22 protein-coding genes and 1 tRNA gene are annotated in these 17360 nt (G+C 56.2%); 10 read left to right on the plus strand and 13 right to left on the minus strand.

Translation table 11 applies throughout. The features are described 5' to 3' along the window. Positions 1–519: 519 nt before the first annotated feature. The 11 genes from BLX89_RS06575 to BLX89_RS06625 all read right to left on the minus strand — a co-directional run bounded on the left by BLX89_RS06575 (position 520) and on the right by BLX89_RS06625 (position 7728). The gene (locus tag BLX89_RS06575) at positions 520–1968 is read right to left on the minus strand and encodes a lipase family protein (RefSeq protein WP_075289885.1); all 1449 of its coding nucleotides are present in this window, start codon (positions 1966–1968) and stop codon (positions 520–522) included. Between the two features lie 330 nt (positions 1969–2298). Then, positions 2299–3024, minus strand: a complete 726-nt coding sequence (locus tag BLX89_RS06580) for a hypothetical protein (protein WP_075289886.1) — start codon at positions 3022–3024, stop codon at positions 2299–2301. Positions 3025–3231: 207 nt separating this feature from the next. After that, complete coding sequence (locus BLX89_RS06585; RefSeq protein WP_075289887.1) at positions 3232–3714, minus strand: hypothetical protein; 483 nt, start codon at positions 3712–3714, stop codon at positions 3232–3234. Positions 3715–3729: 15 nt separating this feature from the next. Then, positions 3730–4272 (minus strand): hypothetical protein, encoded by a 543-nt coding sequence (locus BLX89_RS06590; protein WP_075289888.1) that lies wholly within the window; start codon positions 4270–4272, stop codon positions 3730–3732. After that, on the minus strand, positions 4265–4582 hold the full coding sequence (locus BLX89_RS06595) for a PadR family transcriptional regulator (RefSeq protein WP_083637359.1): 318 nt from the start codon (positions 4580–4582) through the stop codon (positions 4265–4267). Before BLX89_RS06595 ends, BLX89_RS06590 begins: the two co-directional genes overlap by 8 nt. Before the next feature lie 109 nt (positions 4583–4691). Then, the gene (locus tag BLX89_RS06600; protein WP_075289890.1) at positions 4692–5126 is read right to left on the minus strand and encodes a hypothetical protein; all 435 of its coding nucleotides are present in this window, start codon (positions 5124–5126) and stop codon (positions 4692–4694) included. Between the two features lie 184 nt (positions 5127–5310). Then, positions 5311–5529, minus strand: a complete 219-nt coding sequence (locus tag BLX89_RS24155; RefSeq protein WP_143523532.1) for a hypothetical protein — start codon at positions 5527–5529, stop codon at positions 5311–5313. Beyond that, the gene (locus BLX89_RS06605) at positions 5522–5872 is read right to left on the minus strand and encodes a hypothetical protein (RefSeq protein WP_075289891.1); all 351 of its coding nucleotides are present in this window, start codon (positions 5870–5872) and stop codon (positions 5522–5524) included. The genes BLX89_RS24155 and BLX89_RS06605 overlap by 8 nt, the downstream gene beginning before the upstream one ends. A 277-nt stretch (positions 5873–6149) precedes the next feature. After that, positions 6150–6728 carry a hypothetical protein gene (locus BLX89_RS06615; RefSeq protein WP_075289893.1) on the minus strand — a complete coding sequence of 193 codons (579 nt, stop codon included), beginning with the start codon at positions 6726–6728 and terminating at the stop codon, positions 6150–6152. Further along, positions 6725–7012, minus strand: a complete 288-nt coding sequence (locus tag BLX89_RS06620) for a hypothetical protein (RefSeq protein ID WP_075289894.1) — start codon at positions 7010–7012, stop codon at positions 6725–6727. Before BLX89_RS06620 ends, BLX89_RS06615 begins: the two co-directional genes overlap by 4 nt. A 176-nt stretch (positions 7013–7188) precedes the next feature. Continuing rightward, a complete protein-coding gene (locus BLX89_RS06625) occupies positions 7189–7728 on the minus strand; it encodes an Arc family DNA-binding protein (RefSeq protein WP_075289895.1) in 540 nt (179 codons plus the stop codon). Between the two features lie 303 nt (positions 7729–8031). On the opposite strand from BLX89_RS06625, the gene BLX89_RS06630 reads away from it, so the two are divergent. The 5 genes from BLX89_RS06630 to BLX89_RS06650 all read left to right on the plus strand — a co-directional run bounded on the left by BLX89_RS06630 (position 8032) and on the right by BLX89_RS06650 (position 10228). Then, positions 8032–8268: a hypothetical protein gene (locus BLX89_RS06630; RefSeq protein WP_075289896.1), complete on the plus strand. Its 237-nt coding sequence runs from the start codon at positions 8032–8034 to the stop codon at positions 8266–8268. Then, positions 8265–8801 (plus strand): hypothetical protein, encoded by a 537-nt coding sequence (locus tag BLX89_RS06635; RefSeq protein ID WP_075289897.1) that lies wholly within the window; start codon positions 8265–8267, stop codon positions 8799–8801. Before BLX89_RS06630 ends, BLX89_RS06635 begins: the two co-directional genes overlap by 4 nt. Positions 8802–8827: 26 nt before the next feature. Next, positions 8828–9016, plus strand: coding sequence for a MerR family DNA-binding transcriptional regulator (locus tag BLX89_RS06640; RefSeq protein ID WP_075289898.1), 189 nt, complete (start codon positions 8828–8830; stop codon positions 9014–9016). Continuing rightward, positions 9016–9207, plus strand: a complete 192-nt coding sequence (locus BLX89_RS06645; protein ID WP_075289899.1) for a hypothetical protein — start codon at positions 9016–9018, stop codon at positions 9205–9207. Before BLX89_RS06640 ends, BLX89_RS06645 begins: the two co-directional genes overlap by 1 nt. Before the next feature lie 85 nt (positions 9208–9292). Continuing rightward, positions 9293–10228, plus strand: coding sequence for a tyrosine-type recombinase/integrase (locus BLX89_RS06650; protein WP_342587589.1), 936 nt, complete (start codon positions 9293–9295; stop codon positions 10226–10228). Positions 10229–10287: 59 nt separating this feature from the next. Here BLX89_RS06650 and BLX89_RS06655 read toward each other — a convergent pair. Next, positions 10288–10361, minus strand: a tRNA-Gln gene (locus BLX89_RS06655). A gap of 623 nt (positions 10362–10984) precedes the next feature. On the opposite strand from BLX89_RS06655, the gene BLX89_RS06660 reads away from it, so the two are divergent. The 4 genes from BLX89_RS06660 to BLX89_RS06675 all read left to right on the plus strand — a co-directional run bounded on the left by BLX89_RS06660 (position 10985) and on the right by BLX89_RS06675 (position 14814). Next, on the plus strand, positions 10985–11752 hold the full coding sequence (locus tag BLX89_RS06660; RefSeq protein ID WP_083637360.1) for a sugar transferase: 768 nt from the start codon (positions 10985–10987) through the stop codon (positions 11750–11752). Positions 11753–12057: 305 nt separating this feature from the next. Further along, a complete protein-coding gene (locus BLX89_RS06665; RefSeq protein ID WP_075290374.1) occupies positions 12058–13641 on the plus strand; it encodes a Ppx/GppA phosphatase family protein in 1584 nt (527 codons plus the stop codon). After that, positions 13638–14423, plus strand: coding sequence for an RlmE family RNA methyltransferase (locus BLX89_RS06670; RefSeq protein WP_075289901.1), 786 nt, complete (start codon positions 13638–13640; stop codon positions 14421–14423). Before BLX89_RS06665 ends, BLX89_RS06670 begins: the two co-directional genes overlap by 4 nt. A gap of 4 nt (positions 14424–14427) precedes the next feature. Then, entirely contained in the window at positions 14428–14814 is a 387-nt protein-coding gene (locus BLX89_RS06675; RefSeq protein ID WP_075289902.1) for a VOC family protein, read from the plus strand. Between the two features lie 79 nt (positions 14815–14893). On the opposite strand, the gene BLX89_RS06680 is transcribed toward BLX89_RS06675, so the two are convergent. Further along, entirely contained in the window at positions 14894–16867 is a 1974-nt protein-coding gene (locus BLX89_RS06680) for a PhoX family protein (RefSeq protein WP_075289903.1), read from the minus strand. 166 nt (positions 16868–17033) lie between these two features. On the opposite strand from BLX89_RS06680, the gene BLX89_RS06685 reads away from it, so the two are divergent. Beyond that, complete coding sequence (locus BLX89_RS06685; protein WP_143523535.1) at positions 17034–17354, plus strand: hypothetical protein; 321 nt, start codon at positions 17034–17036, stop codon at positions 17352–17354. Positions 17355–17360 lie beyond the last annotated feature (6 nt).

Genomic DNA, 17360 nt, shown 5'->3' on the forward strand with positions numbered 1-17360 from the left:
TTGATTGATGTGGATCGCTTCGGCCATGGTCCATATGCAGGAGCGTCCGGTTCCGCCGCATTGGGGCATGTCGAGATTGTCTGCGACGCTGAGCGCGACCAGCATACTTTGATGCCGCAGACCTCCTGATGAGGCTCTTAAGAATCGCCTCCGTCGTCTGCGTTCACCGCCTCGGGCAAGACTGTCATCCATAGCTTGGCGCGGGCCTGGACGGGGCCTCATTTGGTGGGTGGCCGCGTATCGAACGCTATTATTTTTGTCAATGGATCAATATTCATGTCTGTGCTGGTCTCCGCCAGCAAAGGAGACCCTTTGACCAAGTCCACCCCCTTCGCCATTCAACTAAGCGACAAAGACTGGCTTGTGACTTTTGTCCGCGAGATCGGTATCGCTGAGACAAGACGAATGACGGCGGCTGAGTTCGTAGCCATGGTGCTGGTTGAAGCCAATTTGACCCACCAATGTCCCCGCACCCCACTCGTAATCGAGAGCTTCAACTCTGGTCCATCGAACGGGTACTTAGGAAAAAGGATTCTCCGATTGGGTTTTCGGCTCTGGCAGAGGGGGAATCAGGGGAGCATCTGGTTTTGGCAATTTGAGCCACGCCGAAATTGCGGCAAGAGCCTGTGGATGTGAATACGACCAAGAATGCGTGAGAAAAGCATCTATGCGCGCGGTATCGTCGCCTGATTCAACCTCGTATCGGCCAGGTGGCGTAGCTTCAACCGAGACCACTACCGTGGCGGCACACGGGCCCAGCTCCGGCACGCTCGTGATAGCGAGGAAAGCAGTGCATGAAACGGCTACCAAAAAACACAGCCCTAGAAAAACTCCCGCGCTGACTGCAAGTGAGAATGCGAAGCCGGTTAAGCAGAGGAAGATGAATGTTGGAAATGCGGTGATAGCGATCGCTGATATCAACCAGAATGGCAGTACCGCTGTTGAGTAGTGGTAGATTATTCCTAGCATTGGCCATAAATGCGAGCGCGGATTGAACGGTGCCCACGCGGTTCTCTTTATTTCCTCAGTTTGTTCTGGAAAGTTTAGACTAAAAATCGCTGCGGACATAAAAGCGACAACAGTCAACAGGTTGCCAAGCCAAAACCAAGCCCATGATATCGCGCAAAACCACATTGGAACTGCATTCAGAATCCTTTCGACACCATTCGAGAGGCGTCGCGCGCTTGCAAGGATAAACCTATCAAAAGGCCCTCGGCGACCCCAAATTGCTGTCACAAGCAATTCCAGTCCGTGAAACAAGCTGATAAGCGCACTTGCCTCGTCGCTTGGTCCGCGCACGATCAGTAGACGACCAGAGTGGATGTTCGGGATTTTCATTGTCGTGAGAAACCAGTTGGTGAGTTTTTCGACGCCAATAATTATTCCGGCTATCGCCATCAGGCCCACTACAGGCAAAGCTAGTCCGACCAAAAAAATCGGTGCTCCTAAATACCATGGCAGCTCGGAGTCGATATAGGCCGCAAACGGGATAGGGGCGAAGCTCGCTGGTATCGCGAAAAAGGCGATAAAGCCGAAGATGAGGGCGATCATGCCTAAGATGCTCAGCTCCCTCGGCCGGGCGATCAAGAATGGGGTCGATAGCGATATGACGCCTTCAATTCGTTTTGCGAGGTCTTGGTCTCGAACGGCGTACAAGCCGACTAGGGCGCCGTGACTATGCCCGATTACAAAATGCCTTCCAGGATGGCTCGTTGTTAAGTCCCATAGGTACTTTTGAAGCCGCATCCCGGCAACATGTCGGTTCAAGTGGCTGGGAAGCCCCCACCACCAGAAGTCACTGTGGAATTCGATGCGGCCATCAAATTCCTCAGAGATCGTATTTCGAAAGAGCGAACCGGGTTTTGTCCAGGCAGCACCGGGAGCGAAGGTGCCATGGATTAAGGTGATGTGGATTGTCTCTTTAGGGTCGCTCAGAGGGGACCGCTGTGCATCCTGCCGTTTTGCCACGGTCTCCTCATTACTTCGTGGCGCACGACTCGGCCGGCTGTTCGATCCACTACCGATGTTTACGCACTTCGGCTCCAGCAAGGATCATAATGGTTGTTGTATTAAGATCAATCTTCGAAGGTAGATGTAGAGCAGCTACGTCTTCGTCTGGCGCGGATCACGTTGTTGCAATTGTCCGACGGGTTGCAGTTGACGCGGCTTTGGAATTGCAGTGAGGAATTGTTGTTTGCAAAAAAAAACGAGACCAGTTGCGAAGCTCGAAATCATCGCGATTGTTCTGCTGCTTAATATTGGTTTTGTAAGTTGCACACGAAAAGAGACGTGAAAACGTCAGCCGCTGCCGGTTATCAGTATGATTGCAGAAATGAGCGCACTGAATGCGAACAAGAATATTGATCCGTAGATGAGCGCGCTCGACCAGACAAGCGCTCTATTCAGAAATCGGTCTACATAGCGTGAAACCGCGTAAAGCCGCCGATGACGCATATGGCCAACCATCACACCTCTGACCCGCGAGGCAACACCTTCGACTTGCACAAATGCCATGACATGGCCGCCAGCCATCATAATCAGGCTTACGATGGAGAAGAAAATCATTACTTTCGCCGCGAGGACGGCTGCTGGACTTGGTGTTGAAATTTGGCCGGACAACAGTGTAAGGCAAGCCAGGATCGAAGCGCCATTTATTAAGACCATGCTGCGCAAGGCTTCGAGGGCCAAGTTTGCCATTCCGGAGTAATTTCGATCAAGCCATTCGGACCACATTTTTCGAAGGTCATCATTGTGGGCCCTGCGGTTCGCAACAAAGTCACGCTTTAGATCGTGATGCCGGACAGCAGCTAGCCAGTCGCCTTCCCAGTCGAAATCTCCCTCCGCTGTGCCTGAAACAAAAACCTTCTCACGCTGGAACTCGATGTAGTCTTCCAAACGGTCGATTGCAGACTCAGAGTGCCATCCTCTCCGCCAGAGTTCCAGGATGCTCTCCCATTGTCGGCGGACGGAGCATTCAATGCTGATGCTTTCGGGCGGACGTGGGAGCTTGTGATCGTCTGTCATCTCAGTTCCAAGACAATGGCTTTGCCGCTGTGCTGGTGGCTCATGCGGTTACCTTTGCAAAACTGGCAAGCCAAATAAGCCTACCGGTGGCGGCCACGAAGCGTATGCCTGAAGTGAAATAACAACAGGCTCTAATGCGGTCGAGTATCGGCCCATGATGTTCTTTTAGAAGTCTTTGGTGAAGCTAGGCGCTTGTTCCAAATTGCATCAATCTGAGCGACTGAACCAGCTCACGGAAGAGACAAGCCGCGATCGCTGATACAGAAAAGCGAAAGCGACGCACTCTAAGTAGATTTTGCCACGAGCTGCATTCTCGCCATACTGGGCCGTCCATCGGGGATGCAAATCTTCTAAGTTGGAAAGGAAATCTGACGCTCGCTCAAGGGGCATCAATTTACCGACAAGTGCAGACGCTGATCGAATGACACTCATTGAGCGCGCTTTGCATGTTGCCCGTTCGGCCAGCACCTTCGCGAGATCATATCCCGACTCGGTTTCTATTGCGAAAATGGCATCCGCGAGGTTCGCCATCTGCCTTCTTATCAGTATTTCGGAGGGAAGAGGTTGCATGGCGCGTAACTGGCGATCAGTTGCGTGGATCGCTTTCATGTAGACGCGCTCTCGGGTTTCGGGTGATTGCTCTGGCAGCCCGTTCAGTACGTTACGAAGAACGCGCTCGAAATTGGCCATCAAAGTTTCTCCGTTTCACCAGATTATTTTACGAATTGCGGTAAACGTCTCTGTGATGCGATCAACCCAATGGCGCGCTGCCATACGAGCGCACTGAGAGTGCCACAGCATATTAGCCTGCCGCTTCCCATATCGTGTCAGCCATTTTTCAGAATAAACGATTTCAAGATTTGCGAGAAAATCACCAGACAAGGCTACTGGCACCAGCAACTCGAACAAGAAGGCAGACGGTAGGGCTGGCTCAGCTTTTTTCGTATGGCCGTCTAGAATTTGGGTCGCGCGATCAATCGCATTCTGTGTTTGAAGCAGCTCAGTCGTTGCGGCGAACCCGGTAGAAAGAGACACTCTAACCATTCCAGGCTGGTCAGGTTCTTCTTTGAGCGCATTGAAGGCGGCAATATCCCGTTCGGTTAGCGTGAGATCGAATATTTCGCTTGCTTTTCGCCCCGAAGGGGAAGTCATGCCGTTCGCGTCAAATGTACGAAGAAGCATTTTCAGCCCTAAATTATTCAACTTCCGAAGGGGCGGTTTATCCATCGAAGGCGTGCTTTCATCCATTGAAAGAACCTCCCAATGCAAGCTTCCCCCCGTAGGAATTCACAGCATGCGTTGCATTGTAAGCCTCGTCCAGCGCTTTGCGGCCCGCGCCGGTGATCGTGAACAAGCGCTTACCGCGTTTGTCCTTTTCATCTTTGGTCTCAGAGACCATTCCTTTTTTGACCATGCGATCGATCGCGGTATAGAGCGCCGCGAATTGCGGGGCCTTTTCAAGGCTTGTCTCCAGAACCTCGAAAACCTTTGCGGCGTGCGCGTCAGGTCCAGCTTTTACCAATGCCAATAGCGTCAATTCTTCGAATTTCCCTATCAACGAGCCACCTCATGAGCTTGTTTATATATGCAGTGCATACTTGTAATTGGTTTGCGCTGCATACGTCAATAGGGTCTATCTTATGCGACGTAGTTTGTGGTGATGTCGATTAGGCTTGCTTGTCCCATGCAAAATTGGAAACGTTCGCATACTCGGTCTTGCATTCCGGGCACATCATATTGAGCATGCCTTTGCCAAACCTGGTAAGTCGATAAAATCGCCCGTGGTTTTCTTCACATCGAGGGCAAAACGGGCGGCCTCTGGGGCTTCCGTCCTCGAAGGCTTCATACTTGAACCCGTGATACTCGGCGAGTGTGCTGCGAAATTTGAAGGCCTCTTGGAGGCGTGCGATTTCCTCCTCTCTCGCCTTCATCTCGCCTTGGGCGTCCGCAAAAGCCATTTTTGCATCAGCTAGTGCCGAGTATAAATCGGCCATTTTTGCCTTGATCTCTCCCTGATCAAGGCCCCTGTCAATCTCGCGGATATCCTTTGCGATCCCGATCGCTTGAGCAAGCATGCCCATCCCTGCAACTATATCGACCATACTTCTCTCCGCGTTGGCAATGCAGCCACTGGGTTGCGAGTTCTTGTATGTGACGCGGTTCGGCTAAGCGCGACCGTATGAAAAGGCGTTGCATGGTCGGCCGGATACGTCAACAGCAGGTCCGGAAGGCCGGCCTTACCTCAAACGCGAAAAGCATTCCTGATGAGAATGCTTTTCAGGTTACTCATGGCTTGCAGACGCTGCATTCTTTCATACCAGAGCGATTTAGAGAATTTGCTTTGGTCGACGCCGTGTCGCGATCATAAGGGCCGTGCCACTTGCCGTTTTTGCCACCATCCTCGGCCTGGAATCCTTTGCCGAAATTGCAATAGCGACACTCGGCACGGTGGATACCGCCTCGGTCACGCCGCCAGTTTTCATAAACGTAGAATTCGCTACTCATTCGGCTTGCCGCCATCGATGACGGAAAAGCGCGGTCGTGAGTCGCTTTCGTCGGAATATTCCGCCCTGAAGCGCTCGATTTCGGCTATCCCTGCTTCGATCTGTGTCCTAGTCGCGGGGCTACAGTCCTCAAGCTCCGTTTTCCAAAATTCCGTATCCCCGGCAATGCTATCGTTCCAAACCTTCGCCAGCTCTTCATCATTGACCAACAACAAGGACATAAGCCGCCGGATTATCGTCCGGTGAATAAGCGCCTCGCCTTGCATTTGCAGAATTTTGTTACTGTGAACATTGATCACGTCAACTGCTGCGCTGAGCGCGCCTTCTACGTTTTCATAAACCACGGTCGCCTCCGCTGTTCCAAATTCGGTTTCAGCCGTTTTTAGTTTCCGTACAGGTGGCAATTAATTGTCGCCTACTTTGCTTGAACCCAGGCTTTGCGCCTGGCACAAATGCGAGAAGCCGTTTCGGCCGAAAACGCCGGTCGCGATCTACTGTTGCTCGAAGTGCACAAAGGCGGCCAGCAAATTGCGCCGGCGAGAGGCGGAGCGCGAGAGCAACGTCTTTTACCTCACGCGCGAAATCTTCGACCGCTGGTTCCGGCAGGCGGCCTAATTATGCCTACTGGGTACGCTTTCCTTGGAAATCTGTAGATTTGTCTGCAAGTACCTCGTACATCTCAGATGCAACAATCTCTCCTTGGTCGTTTACCGCGACAACACGAAGACGTCCGCTTTCATCTTTCAGCACTATCTCATGAACCTCACGGATCGATTTACTCCGAAAGGGCCGTGACCTTCTTTTGATTCTCAGAAACTGTTTGACCCGCTTGGGCGGCGTGTCTAGGCGTCTGAGCTCAAGCTCTCGCTCCAGAAGGTCTTCTGCTTGTTTTAATGCCCACATTTCCGCGCGTAGGGAGAGCCTCACTTTTTCGGATTGAGAGGTCTCGCTATCGTCGATCTGGGAAATCTCCGGATTGTCTACTTCACCCACTGTCACTTCGCTATTCAAAGTGGCAGATAGCACCGGATCCTCCGGCCTCTCCTCGCTACCAACCTGTTCGGAATCCCCAGACAATTGGGCTCTATTTAGCGAATAGGCAGTTCTGAGCCCACGGGCAGTCAGATGCTGATGAACGGCAACACCAACACCAAAAATAAGGGCTATACCGGAGGTTATCAAAACAAAGGATAGGGTCACGCCGTCTCCTCTACCAGGTTATTCAGAATTTTATGGCCTACGAAATAAAGGAACAATGCGACGAAAATCCAGACCCAAGTGTGTGGCTCTTCAACAATTCTGATCTGGCGTTTTTCAATTGCTGGTGACAGAAGAAAGGAGATGAGAAACGCCAAGGCGCCATTCCCATAAACCTCTGCCCACCAAATTGTGCGAGCATTTGCGACCTTAACACGGCGGTGCAGTTCCTCAGGCGGAAGGTCTTGAAAGCGGTAAAGTGTTTTCACGAAGTCAGGGAGTATCATCTAGTCGAGCTCTTACAACCATGGGCAAATAACGTTCCCAACTGGAACACTTATCGCGAGATGGAAAACCTTCCAAGTGAGAAGGCTTCAACTTCGTGAGCTGCGACATATAAAAATTGTCGCAGCTCACGACCTTTTCGGATCAGCAAATTTGCTGGCCCTAAGGCGATGAGCGCTTAGGCGTTGTTATCCGTTCTCACATTGAATATTCGACGTCCACGGTCGCCTATAGGCTTCATTTCAAGCATCCTTTTCATCTCGCCGGATGTAAGGCCAATGCCATTCTTTTTATTGGTGTAATATTCCCGCTCTTCAAGCACTAGTCGCTCATAAGGAGTTGCTTGCATTAGGAGCCTCGTAAGTTCGTCAACTTTCTCCTGTAGGCGCCACTTCTCTTTTTCTAGGTCGTAAATTCTGTTTTCAACTTTGGCGTGCGAGTGCAGTGAGTTCTGGAGGCGCTCAATAACTTCCTCTTTGAAGGACCGGTTGTTCCAGCTCGCCTCATTCAGCAAATGGAAAGTGAGTTCTTCGGGAAACTCCCAAGCCGCCTGTTCCGCAAACGCAACGTGAATTTTTAAGGTCGCTGCCAGCCTGTGAATGATCTCGCCATTCATGGAACGGCCGCTTTTTTCCGCTTCCGCTTTTATCTGGTCGCGCATCCCGTCTGGGAAGCGCACCACATACTTATCCTGCGGTTGAAGTGTTTTCTCGTTCATAGAGGCTACTAGCCATGAATTCAGCCTTGATGCAAGTATGGCTATAAGCCATTTTGTGCCGCATGGCTAATAGCCACTAAAAGGAATCGCGAATGGAACAGAAAACCGAAAGAGTGCCCATTATGCTGGAGCCATCTCTGCTCCGTGAAATTGATGATTATCGTTTCGAGGCGCGAATAGGGTCAAGGGCGCAAGCAATTAGGTTGCTTGTTCGGAATGGTCTTGACCTAACCCAAAACGAAAAAAGCCAATCGGTAGCTTGAGACCCGCCGATTGGCTTTACGCATCAGAAAGGAATCTGAAATGCCCGATGATCCTAATACCGAACCTTTGCAAGATGCAACACCACTCGAATTGGTGGACATCATTGATGACATAGAAGATCGCCTGCGCTGCGTTTGGCTGGCTTTGTACACGCTTGAGGATGGCGGCCTAAAAGGGTCGAAATGCCTGCGCGATCTCGTCAACAGATCGATCGAAGACCTCGAAGCCCCTCGCGCCTGGCTCAATCGGAATGTGTTTGCGGAGGCTAGCCGATGACCGCTCTTTCTCGACGTACCCTTTTGGGCGGTGGCGCGGCTGTTGCAGCGGCGGCCGTAGTTTCCCGTGATGAACTCGCGTGGATCGAAGACGCTAAGGCGGAAGCTACAGGTCCATCGCCGGATATTGCGTTGAAAACCGAGATCGACGCAGCGTTCGAACATCTACGTAGCCTTCTGATGAAGATGCACCCGCAGGCGGTGAATGTCGCTCATGGGTGGGTGACCAATCAGGATGGAAGCTTCCGGGGTAACTTCTACAGCCAGATCAAGTACCAGCCGTTCGACGGTGATGGCTTGTATCTTTTGAGCATGGACGGTTTGGCGGTCCCGTACTGGATCGAGGCGTTCACGGTACTTAACGGCAAGGGTGAGCCGATGCTGATCGGTGGCAAGCCCATCACGCATTATTGGGGTTGGCAGCTAGTTGATGGCGAATTCTTCGACCGTAGCCAGCGCTTTGTCTCCCTCAACATCATTCGAAAGCTGGACGATCCTTCCGATGGTTTTTCTGACCGGCCGATGAGCGCCTAGCATGTCAACCAGAGCGAGGGACTGAAATGGCAGCCGACAAAAAGAGACCGTTGAGCATTGGCGAAATCGCCCACGAGCTGGGTGTCTCCACGAAAACAGTCCGCCGCTATCATGCGGCGGGCAAGCTGAGGACATTCGAGGGGGACGGCAAGACCAGTCCGATCAAGATGCGGGCCATCGACCTCACCCGATACATCAAAAAAGGCGGTGGCTGATGGCGCGTCTTATTCCCTTTAAAGAGGCGGATGTCATGCGTGCAGTGCGGGGCGCAACAAAAGCGGGCATGACGATCGGCAGTGTTGAAATCGATCCAAAGACAGGGCGCATCGTGATCGCTGCGCCTGGCGCGGTGGAAAGTGAGGGGGCGGCGTTGGATAAATGGCTGTCGAAGCAAAATGCGGGTTAGGCTGAAGGGCGTAAACCGCGTCAAGACGAAGCTCGCTGACGGCTCTGAAGCCGTCTACTTTTACGCTTGGAAAGGCGGGCCTCGTTTGCCCGGCAAGCCGGGTGACCCTGAATTTATCGCTGCGTACAATGCGGCGGTTGCAAAGAAGGTGCAGCCGCCGAGCGGGGCCCTTCTCTCCATTCTCAGTGCCTTTCAATTCAGCAGTGATTGGGACGAACTCGCGCCGCGCACGCAGAAAGACTACGTGGGGCTGATCAAGGTCATTGAAGCGAAGTTTGGCGACTTCCCGCTATCGGCGCTGTCCGACCGCCGGACGCGGGGCATTTTCATGGAGTGGCGGGACGCGCGGGCGAAAGCCTCGCGCCGACAGGCTGATTACGGTTGGCAGGTGCTGGCCCGCATTCTGTCTTGGGCGCATGGGCGCGGTCTGATCAGCGCTAACCCCTGTGAAAAGGGTGGCCGTCTTTATCGTGGATCTCGGGCCGAGAACATCTGGACCGACGATGACGAGGCCCGGTTCATTGCCAGCGCTCCGCGTCATCTCCATTTGCCGTTGATGCTGGCGCTTTGGACGGGGCAGCGGCAGGGCGATCTCTTGAAGCTCGCGTGGACGCAGTACGATGGCGAAGTGATCCGTCTCAAGCAGGGGAAGACTGGAATGCGCGTCGTCATTCCGGTGGGTGCGCCGCTCAAGGCCATGCTGGACGAAGCGAATCGCCGCGACGGCCTGTTCCTCCTTAACAGCGACGGTGAGCCGTGGACTGCGGACGGGTTTCGCTCCTCATTTAACAAGGCTCGAAAGGCGGCAGGTGTCGTCGGGGTTACCTTCAACGACCTGCGAAGAACGGCCGTAACGCGGCTTGCGATCGCGCAATGCACCGAAGCAGAGATCGCGACAATCACCGGGCATAGCCTACGTGACGTGCGCTCGATCCTCGACGCCCATTACCTCAAACGTGATCCGAAACTAGGGGAGAACGCCATCCGGAAGCTCGAAGCAAGAACGAAAACTCCCAAATGAACGCCCAAACGTTCGAAGATGTTCTGATTTCAATGTGGGAAAAGCGTAGCGAAAACAGTTGGCTGGGGAACCTGGATTCGAACCAGGACTAACGGAGTCAGAGTCCGTGGGTCTACCGTTAACCTATTCCCCAAAAGGGCCAAGCAAACATGATGTGTTTGCGCAAAAGCGAGTTGAAGGCAGATGCCATTCTGTCCCGGTCAGACAGACTTGAGCTCGTTTCGTGGCGCCTTCTAGCATATTCGCGCATTCAGGCAAGAGGCTTTTTGGCGCCCTGTGGAAAATTGCAGGTGTCGATGAAGGCTTTTTTTACAGCCTGATGTTTCTCCAAAATCAGCGCCTGCCATCCTCTAGCCGGGCAGGTGGGTCGAAATGGTACGCAAAGCCGGCGCGAAAGCCGGTGGAACCCGTTGATTGTCCCGGCCTGACCGGACGCGTCTGATGTGCCCAAAAATGAACCAGATTTTCCTGCCGTCAATTAACCATTCGGCTCAACTTCGGCATTGCACAATCTTGCCAAAGACGCTTATATTTAATAAGTAGTTAAAAAAAGAAAAAAGCCATCAAGCCTCAGTTCACTTCCGGGGTGGAATTACATCCGTTCAGGGAAATGTCATGGCGGAATGCGCCTGTTGGTGCAGGTTTGCCTGTTTTTAAAATAAAGATTTTTTTGGGGACCGGGGCGGAAGGCCTTTCCGCGTTTTGGAGAGGCAATGTCTTGGTCTGAAGTCAAAAATTCCAGAGGTATTGGAAGTTATGACGGAAAATATTGTTTTACATCATTCGTCTGCTCTTTCGATCGACGGGTCTGTTCTTGCTCCGAAGTCCTCCGGGCGCGGTGAATTTGCATCCCTGCGCCAAAAGCGCGCCCCGGAAGAGAGCAATTTCTACATTAATCCGGCAAGCGCTCCGACCAAGTCGGCGCAACTTGTCGCCAAGCGCGTCATCGATATTATCGGTGCTTTCGGGGGGCTTCTCGTTCTTGCCCCCTTGCTGATCCTGGTCGCGGCCCTCATCAAGATCGAGAGCCGTGGTCCGGTGTTCTTCCGTCAAATCCGCACGGGGCGGAACGATGTCCCGTTCGAAATCCTGAAATTCCGCTCGATGTATACGGAGCAGTGCGACACCTCAGGCGTCGCGCAGACCACCGACAACGATCCTCGCATCACGCGGTTGGGCAAGGTTTTGCGCAAGACCAACCTCGATGAAATTCCGCAGCTGTGGAATGTTCTGATCGGTGACATGTCACTGGTTGGTCCGCGTCCGCATGTGCCGGATATGCTGGCGGCCGGGCGCAACTATTCGGATCTTGTGCAGGGGTATGAATATCGCCATCTGATGCGGCCGGGCCTCACGGGGCTGGCGCAGGCGCGGGGTCTTCGTGGCCCCACCACGCACCGCTGGCTGGCGATCCGCCGCATCGTCTGCGATGTCGAGTATATCCGCAATTTCTCGCTGATGCTCGATATCAAGATCATGATCCGCACGGCCATCAACGAGCTGCGGGGCGGCACGGGTTTCTGAGAAGCCTTGCAGTCACATTTCAATGGACGTCGCTGATCGGAAAAGGTCGGCGGCGTTTCTTTTTTCGATGAGCAGGCTTTTGCTTGCCTTACTGTCCCAGTCCAGGCACCCGCGCGCAGGTCTCATCAGTTCTCTGGAGCGCAAACCTGTGCCTTGAGGCGCGTTGACGCTGTGATTGGATCCGCCAAGGTGCTGCCCAGAAAAAGAGTTTGGTGAAATTCCCGCTCGCTGGTAAAGTCCCTGCCAACGAAGATCAAGATGAGCGCCTTGAGCGGCAAGTTCCGCGCGGTGCAATGGACAGTTACGTGAGAGACCCCGACAACGGCGAAAAGCCGTCCGTTTCCGGGGCGTCGGCAGCAGGCCGTATCGAGGGGCAAACTGTGTCCCGGTCCGGCAAAGGGAAGCGCAGGCGGGGCAAGCCGTCGCGTAGCCCGTCTGCGAATGTCAGCCTTACCGGCGTTGCCGGCGAGGCAGGGCGTCCCGAATTGAAAGATAACCCGGGCGCGGAGCCCGTTCGCAAGCGCAAGCGCAGGCGGCGGTCCAAGGCCGCGCAGCCTGTGAATACCCTTTCCGCGGGCAGCGAAGCCCCAGGCGAAAAAAAATCCCAGGATGGCAAGTCTGCTCTCCACAAGGAGCACGGGCGAAAGCAACGCAATCGGCGTGGCTTGCAAGGGCGGCCGCTTGCTGCGGAAAAATCAAAGAGCAGCGGCACGGCGGCAACCCGCGTGAACCCGTCACCTGTTGCGGAGACGTCTCGGGCGCACGATCGGCCGGTCGGCCCGCCATCGGGAGAACGTCGTCAGTTCCATGGCGCGGAGGGCGTGTCCACCGATCACGGCGCGCCGCTCTATGCCGCGCTCGATCTCGGCACGAACAATTGCCGTCTCTTGATTGCCCAGCCGACACGGCCGGGGCAGTTCCGCGTTGTCGATGCCTTTTCGCGAATCGTTCGTCTGGGCGAGGGGCTTGGTGCATCCGGGCGTCTTTCTCCGGAAGCGATGGATCGTTCCATCGAAGCCCTAAAGATTTGTGCGGCCAAGCTTAAAGGCCGCAATATCCGCCGCAGCCGCCTGATCGCCACGGAAGCGGCGCGTGCCGCCGAAAACGGCGAAAGTTTTCTGGAGCGAGTGCGGGAAGAAACCGGTCTCGAACTGGAAATCATCAACCGCGAAACGGAAGCCCGGCTTGCCGTGTCCGGCTGCTCGTCGCTTGTCGGACGCGAAACGAAATCTGTTGTACTCTTCGATATCGGTGGCGGCTCTTCGGAAATCGCCGTGATCCGTATCGGTGAAAACCGCTCCAGCCGCCTGGCCAATCACATCACCCACTGGACGTCTCTGCCCGTCGGCGTCGTTACCCTGTCGGAACGTCATGGCGGGCAGGATGTGACGCCGGAAAGTTTCGAGGCGATGGTGGTCGAGGTGGAGGGCATGCTGGCGCGGTTCGATTGCCCGGCGATCCATCTGCTCGACGATGCCGGCAATGACAGTGGCTTCCATCTCATCGGCACCTCCGGCACGGTGACGACCCTTGCCGGCGTGCATCTGGATCTGCCGCGTTACGATCGCCGCAAGGTCGATGGCGTCTGGTTGTCCGATGATGAGGTTTCGGCCATGCAGGCGCGGCTTCTCTCCTGGGATTTTTCCGCCCGTGCCGCAAACCCGTGTATCGGGCCGGATCGCGCCGATCTGGTACTCGCCGGCTGCGCCATTCTGGAAGCGATCCGTCGCCGCTGGCCGTCGCAGCGCATGCGCGTGGCGGACAGGGGGCTGCGCGAAGGCCTGCTCACCGATATGATGGCCGACGATGGCATCTGGCGCCGCGGCCGCGGTCGCCGTCATCCCCGCGGCAGCGCGCCGCATGGTTCGCGCGAAGGGAACGCATCATGACGAAACCCCCGATCGGCGGAAACCGCACCGGGCGAAAACTGGGTCAGAAGGTCAAGAAGGGCAAGCTGAAGGCATCTTCGCGCCGCTGGCTGGAACGTCATATCAACGACCCCTACGTTCAGCGCGCCCAGCTCGAAGGCTATCGCGCCCGCGCGGCTTTCAAGCTCTTGGAGATCGACGAGAAGCACAAGATCCTGACCGGTGCGAAGCGCGTCATCGACCTTGGCGCCGCGCCCGGCAGCTGGTCGCAGATCGCCGCGAACGTGACGCGCTCGACAGATGCAGACCCTAAGGTCGTGGCCATCGACTTTCTGGAGATGGACCCGCTTCCGGGCGTGCGCATCTTACAGCTCGATTTCCTCGATCCGACCGCGCCGGATCAACTGATGGACGCGCTGGGGGGCTCTCCCAATCTCGTCCTCTCCGATATGGCAGCCCCGACCACGGGCCATCGCCAGACGGACCACCTGCGCACGATGCACCTCTGCGAAGTCGCGGCCCATTTTGCTATCGATGTTCTGGCGCCGGGTGGCCATTTCCTTGCGAAAACCTTCCAGGGTGGCACGGAGCGCGAGCTGCTGACGCTGCTGAAACAGAATTTCAAGCAGGTCATCCATGTGAAGCCGGCCTCATCGCGCGCCGAATCGGTCGAGATGTTCCTGCTCGCCAAGGGCTTCAAAGGCCGCTCTGGTGCTCGGCCGACGGCGGGTGATGAACTGCACGATGACATCGATGATCTCGATGTGGATCGCGATCTCGCCGACGACGTCGAGGCAAACTGAAAGCATGCTGCTTTATGTGACGATCGGCACCAATGATCTGGCGGCTGCCGGTCGTTTCTATGATGCGGCCCTCCTTCCGCTCGGCTTCGAGCGCAGGAAAGAAGATGCGGTCGAGATCGGTTATGCCGCACCAAGCGACAGTCGCTGCCGCCTCTGGGTCGTCACGCCCTATGATCGCCGACCGGCAACGATCGGCAATGGCTCGATGGTGGCGCTTGAGGCTGAAAGCCGGGCCGCCGTCGATGCGTTCTACCAGGCGGCTCTGGCGGCTGGCGGCACGGATGAAGGCCCGCCGGGGCTTCGACCCTTCCATGCGAACTTCTATGCCGCCTATGTGCGTGATCCCGATGGGAACAAGCTGTCCGCCGTCTGTGAAAAGCCGGAAGAATAAGCGATCCGGCCTCTCTTGCGATCCCGCAGTGTTTCACCAGCCGATGAGACAGATTTCACCGGCTGGCATTTGCCTGTCGTCAGTTCCCGACGACGCCGTTGTCGTCGCGGGTAATCACGATCAGCGAGGGGCGGGCCGGCATGCCTTCGGCAAAATCCGGCCAGGCCGTTCCCGCATCGGCAATCGCGGTCGCATCTTCATTGTCCGAGAGACGCAGTTCGCCCGGATGCTGGACGGAAACGAAAACGTTCGTTCCATCCGGCGTGAAGGTGGGCGAGCAGCATTCCGAACCGACCGGGGCGATGTAGAACAGTTTCGGCAGGGCGCGGCCCGGGCCTTCCGTGTCCATCACATACATCGAATCGGCGATGCCTTCCGGCGGCGGGCCGTCGGTGGTGACCCAGAGGCGACCCGCGGGATCGACGCCGAGATTGTCGGGATCGGTAAACCAGCCGGATGCCGAGGTGCCGGGGTTGAACATCGCTTCATCCTCCGCCTTGGCCGGATCGCCGCAGAGCACGAACACATCCCATTTGAACGTGTCGGCGGCATGGTCCGGCTTGTCCGGCGCGCCGGGCGGCACGAGTTCCAGCAGGTGGCCATGCGGATTGGGGCCGCGCGGGTTGGCGACATTCACCGTCTCGCGTTCGTCACCCTCGCCAGCCGCCAGCCGGTCTTCGTTCTCGGTCATCGCGACATAGAGCTTGCCGGTGCCGTGGTGAGGAACGAAACCTTCCGGCGCATCCATCGGCGTTGCGCCGACGAGATCGGCGGCAGCGCGGGTGTTCAGCACCACATCGGCCTGTGTCGCAAAGCCGGCTTCCGCCGTCAGCGGGCCGCTGCCGGCGATGAGCGGTATCCACGTCATGGTGCCGTCGCTGGCAAACTTGGCGACGGAGAGCGTGCCGTCGTCGAGCAGGTTCTTGTTGGCGGCGCGATCATTGGGGTTCCACGGATCGCGAGTGACGAAGCGGTAGAGATATTCGAAATCGTCGTCATCGCCCATGAACACGACCACGCGGCCATCCGGCGCGACGGTGACCTGCGCGCCTTCATGGGTCATGCGGCCGAGCGAGGTGCGCTTCACCGGCTTGGCCTCGGGATCGAAGGGATCGATCTCGACCACCCAGTCGAAACGCATCCATTCGTTCGGCTCTTCCTCGAACTTGAAGCGCGGCTCGACGCGGCTGACGGAATAGATGTCGTTCTCGTCTTCATCCCAGCCTTGACGCTCGACCAGTTCCTGGTTCGGCAGCGTCTTGTAGTCGCCGGCAAAAACGTCCATCGCGCCTTCCTCACCGGAGAGCATCGTGCCCCATGGGGTGATGCCGCCATTGCAGTTGGAGATGGTGCCGAAAACCTTACGGCCGGTCGGGTCTGCCTTGGTCTTCAGGCGCTCATCGCCGGCGGCCGGGCCGGAAATATCCATTTCCGTGCCCAGGTGGACGCGGCGGTTGTACTTGCTGTCGAGAACGACCTTCCATTCTTTGCCCGTCTTCCTCACCTCGAAGACGCTGACGCCAAGACAGCCCATCAGCGCGCGGATCTGGTCGTCGCTCAACTTCTCGCGGTAGTCCTCTTCGGTGAGGCCAGGGAACATCAGATAGGGCGTCGCGTATTCGTGGCTGACGACCATCAGGCCGTGATCGGCCGTCGTCGATCCCTGCGGCAGCGGCAGAAACTGGGTAAAGTCGTTGTTGTAGCCGAACTGGCGCTCGGCCGCCTTGCCGTTCAGGCTCGCTATGTCGAACGCCGGACTGTCGGGAAACAGCGCATCGCCCCAGCGCGCAACGATCTGGCGGCTGTAGCCCTTCGGCCAATGGTCGGCGGGGTCGCGAACCCGTTGCAGTTCCTCGAAGGTGAGGGTCGTCGAAGCGGCGGCTTCGGCTCGCAGAAGGGACAGACCCTGCCCGAAGGCGGCGATGGCCGCCGATCCGAAAAGGCCCTTGAGAACGGTGCGGCGATTGACGCCTTCGGCGAGGATTTCGCCGTAGGATGCGGAAAAGGCGCGTCGGGGATTGGGCCGTGCGCGGGTCTTCTGACGGTCTGACATGCGAGCCTCCGGTTGAGCTGACGAAGGGGATATTGCATGGCGCCGTGAACCTGCTGTGACGTTCGGTCGTGCCCGGAAAAATAAGGGTTGCACGGGAAAATCGGCGAGTAATCAGGCTGCCTTCGAGGTGCGGTATCCATCGATTCCGCATCGCGGCTGAGCTCACATGAAACAGCGCGGCCACCACCTCCCGGGATCGGAAAATTCATGCGAAATCTTTATGTCTTCGCCGATTTCGACCAATGGATTTCAAATGGGCGGCCCCTCTATTTTCCTGGCATCGAAACTTTTCGAGGCCATGACGTCGATGTTTTCCACGTATGCGTATCTGTCCTGTCGTGACGGCTTTGCCGAAACGATGCCCCAAGCCGGTCGGCAGGATGTTCCTGCGCACTGCTGCACTAGCTCTGTCTCCGGCACGTTCCACATTCGCGCCGCCGCCTTTTCGGTGCTTGCCGTCGGCGCCCTTCTCGTCTTTTTCGGGTGAGGCGTC

Source organism: Pararhizobium arenae (genome assembly GCF_001931685.1).
Classification (GTDB): domain Bacteria; phylum Pseudomonadota; class Alphaproteobacteria; order Rhizobiales; family Rhizobiaceae; genus Pararhizobium; species Pararhizobium arenae.

Coding starts and splice junctions, on each gene's coding strand:
- BLX89_RS06580 (WP_075289886.1), bottom strand. CDS start 3,024: ATGACAGACGATCACAAGCTCCCACGTCCGCCCGAAAGCATCAGCATT.
- BLX89_RS06585 (WP_075289887.1), bottom strand. CDS start 3,714: ATGGCCAATTTCGAGCGCGTTCTTCGTAACGTACTGAACGGGCTGCCA.
- BLX89_RS06590 (WP_075289888.1), bottom strand. CDS start 4,272: ATGGATGAAAGCACGCCTTCGATGGATAAACCGCCCCTTCGGAAGTTG.
- BLX89_RS06600 (WP_075289890.1), bottom strand. CDS start 5,126: ATGGTCGATATAGTTGCAGGGATGGGCATGCTTGCTCAAGCGATCGGG.
- BLX89_RS24155 (WP_143523532.1), bottom strand. CDS start 5,529: ATGAGTAGCGAATTCTACGTTTATGAAAACTGGCGGCGTGACCGAGGC.
- BLX89_RS06620 (WP_075289894.1), bottom strand. CDS start 7,012: ATGATACTCCCTGACTTCGTGAAAACACTTTACCGCTTTCAAGACCTT.
- BLX89_RS06625 (WP_075289895.1), bottom strand. CDS start 7,728: ATGAACGAGAAAACACTTCAACCGCAGGATAAGTATGTGGTGCGCTTC.
- BLX89_RS06630 (WP_075289896.1), top strand. CDS start 8,032: ATGCCCGATGATCCTAATACCGAACCTTTGCAAGATGCAACACCACTC.
- BLX89_RS06635 (WP_075289897.1), top strand. CDS start 8,265: ATGACCGCTCTTTCTCGACGTACCCTTTTGGGCGGTGGCGCGGCTGTT.
- BLX89_RS06640 (WP_075289898.1), top strand. CDS start 8,828: ATGGCAGCCGACAAAAAGAGACCGTTGAGCATTGGCGAAATCGCCCAC.
- BLX89_RS06645 (WP_075289899.1), top strand. CDS start 9,016: ATGGCGCGTCTTATTCCCTTTAAAGAGGCGGATGTCATGCGTGCAGTG.
- BLX89_RS06660 (WP_083637360.1), top strand. CDS start 10,985: ATGACGGAAAATATTGTTTTACATCATTCGTCTGCTCTTTCGATCGAC.
- BLX89_RS06670 (WP_075289901.1), top strand. CDS start 13,638: ATGACGAAACCCCCGATCGGCGGAAACCGCACCGGGCGAAAACTGGGT.
- BLX89_RS06675 (WP_075289902.1), top strand. CDS start 14,428: ATGCTGCTTTATGTGACGATCGGCACCAATGATCTGGCGGCTGCCGGT.
- BLX89_RS06680 (WP_075289903.1), bottom strand. CDS start 16,867: ATGTCAGACCGTCAGAAGACCCGCGCACGGCCCAATCCCCGACGCGCC.
- BLX89_RS06685 (WP_143523535.1), top strand. CDS start 17,034: ATGAAACAGCGCGGCCACCACCTCCCGGGATCGGAAAATTCATGCGAA.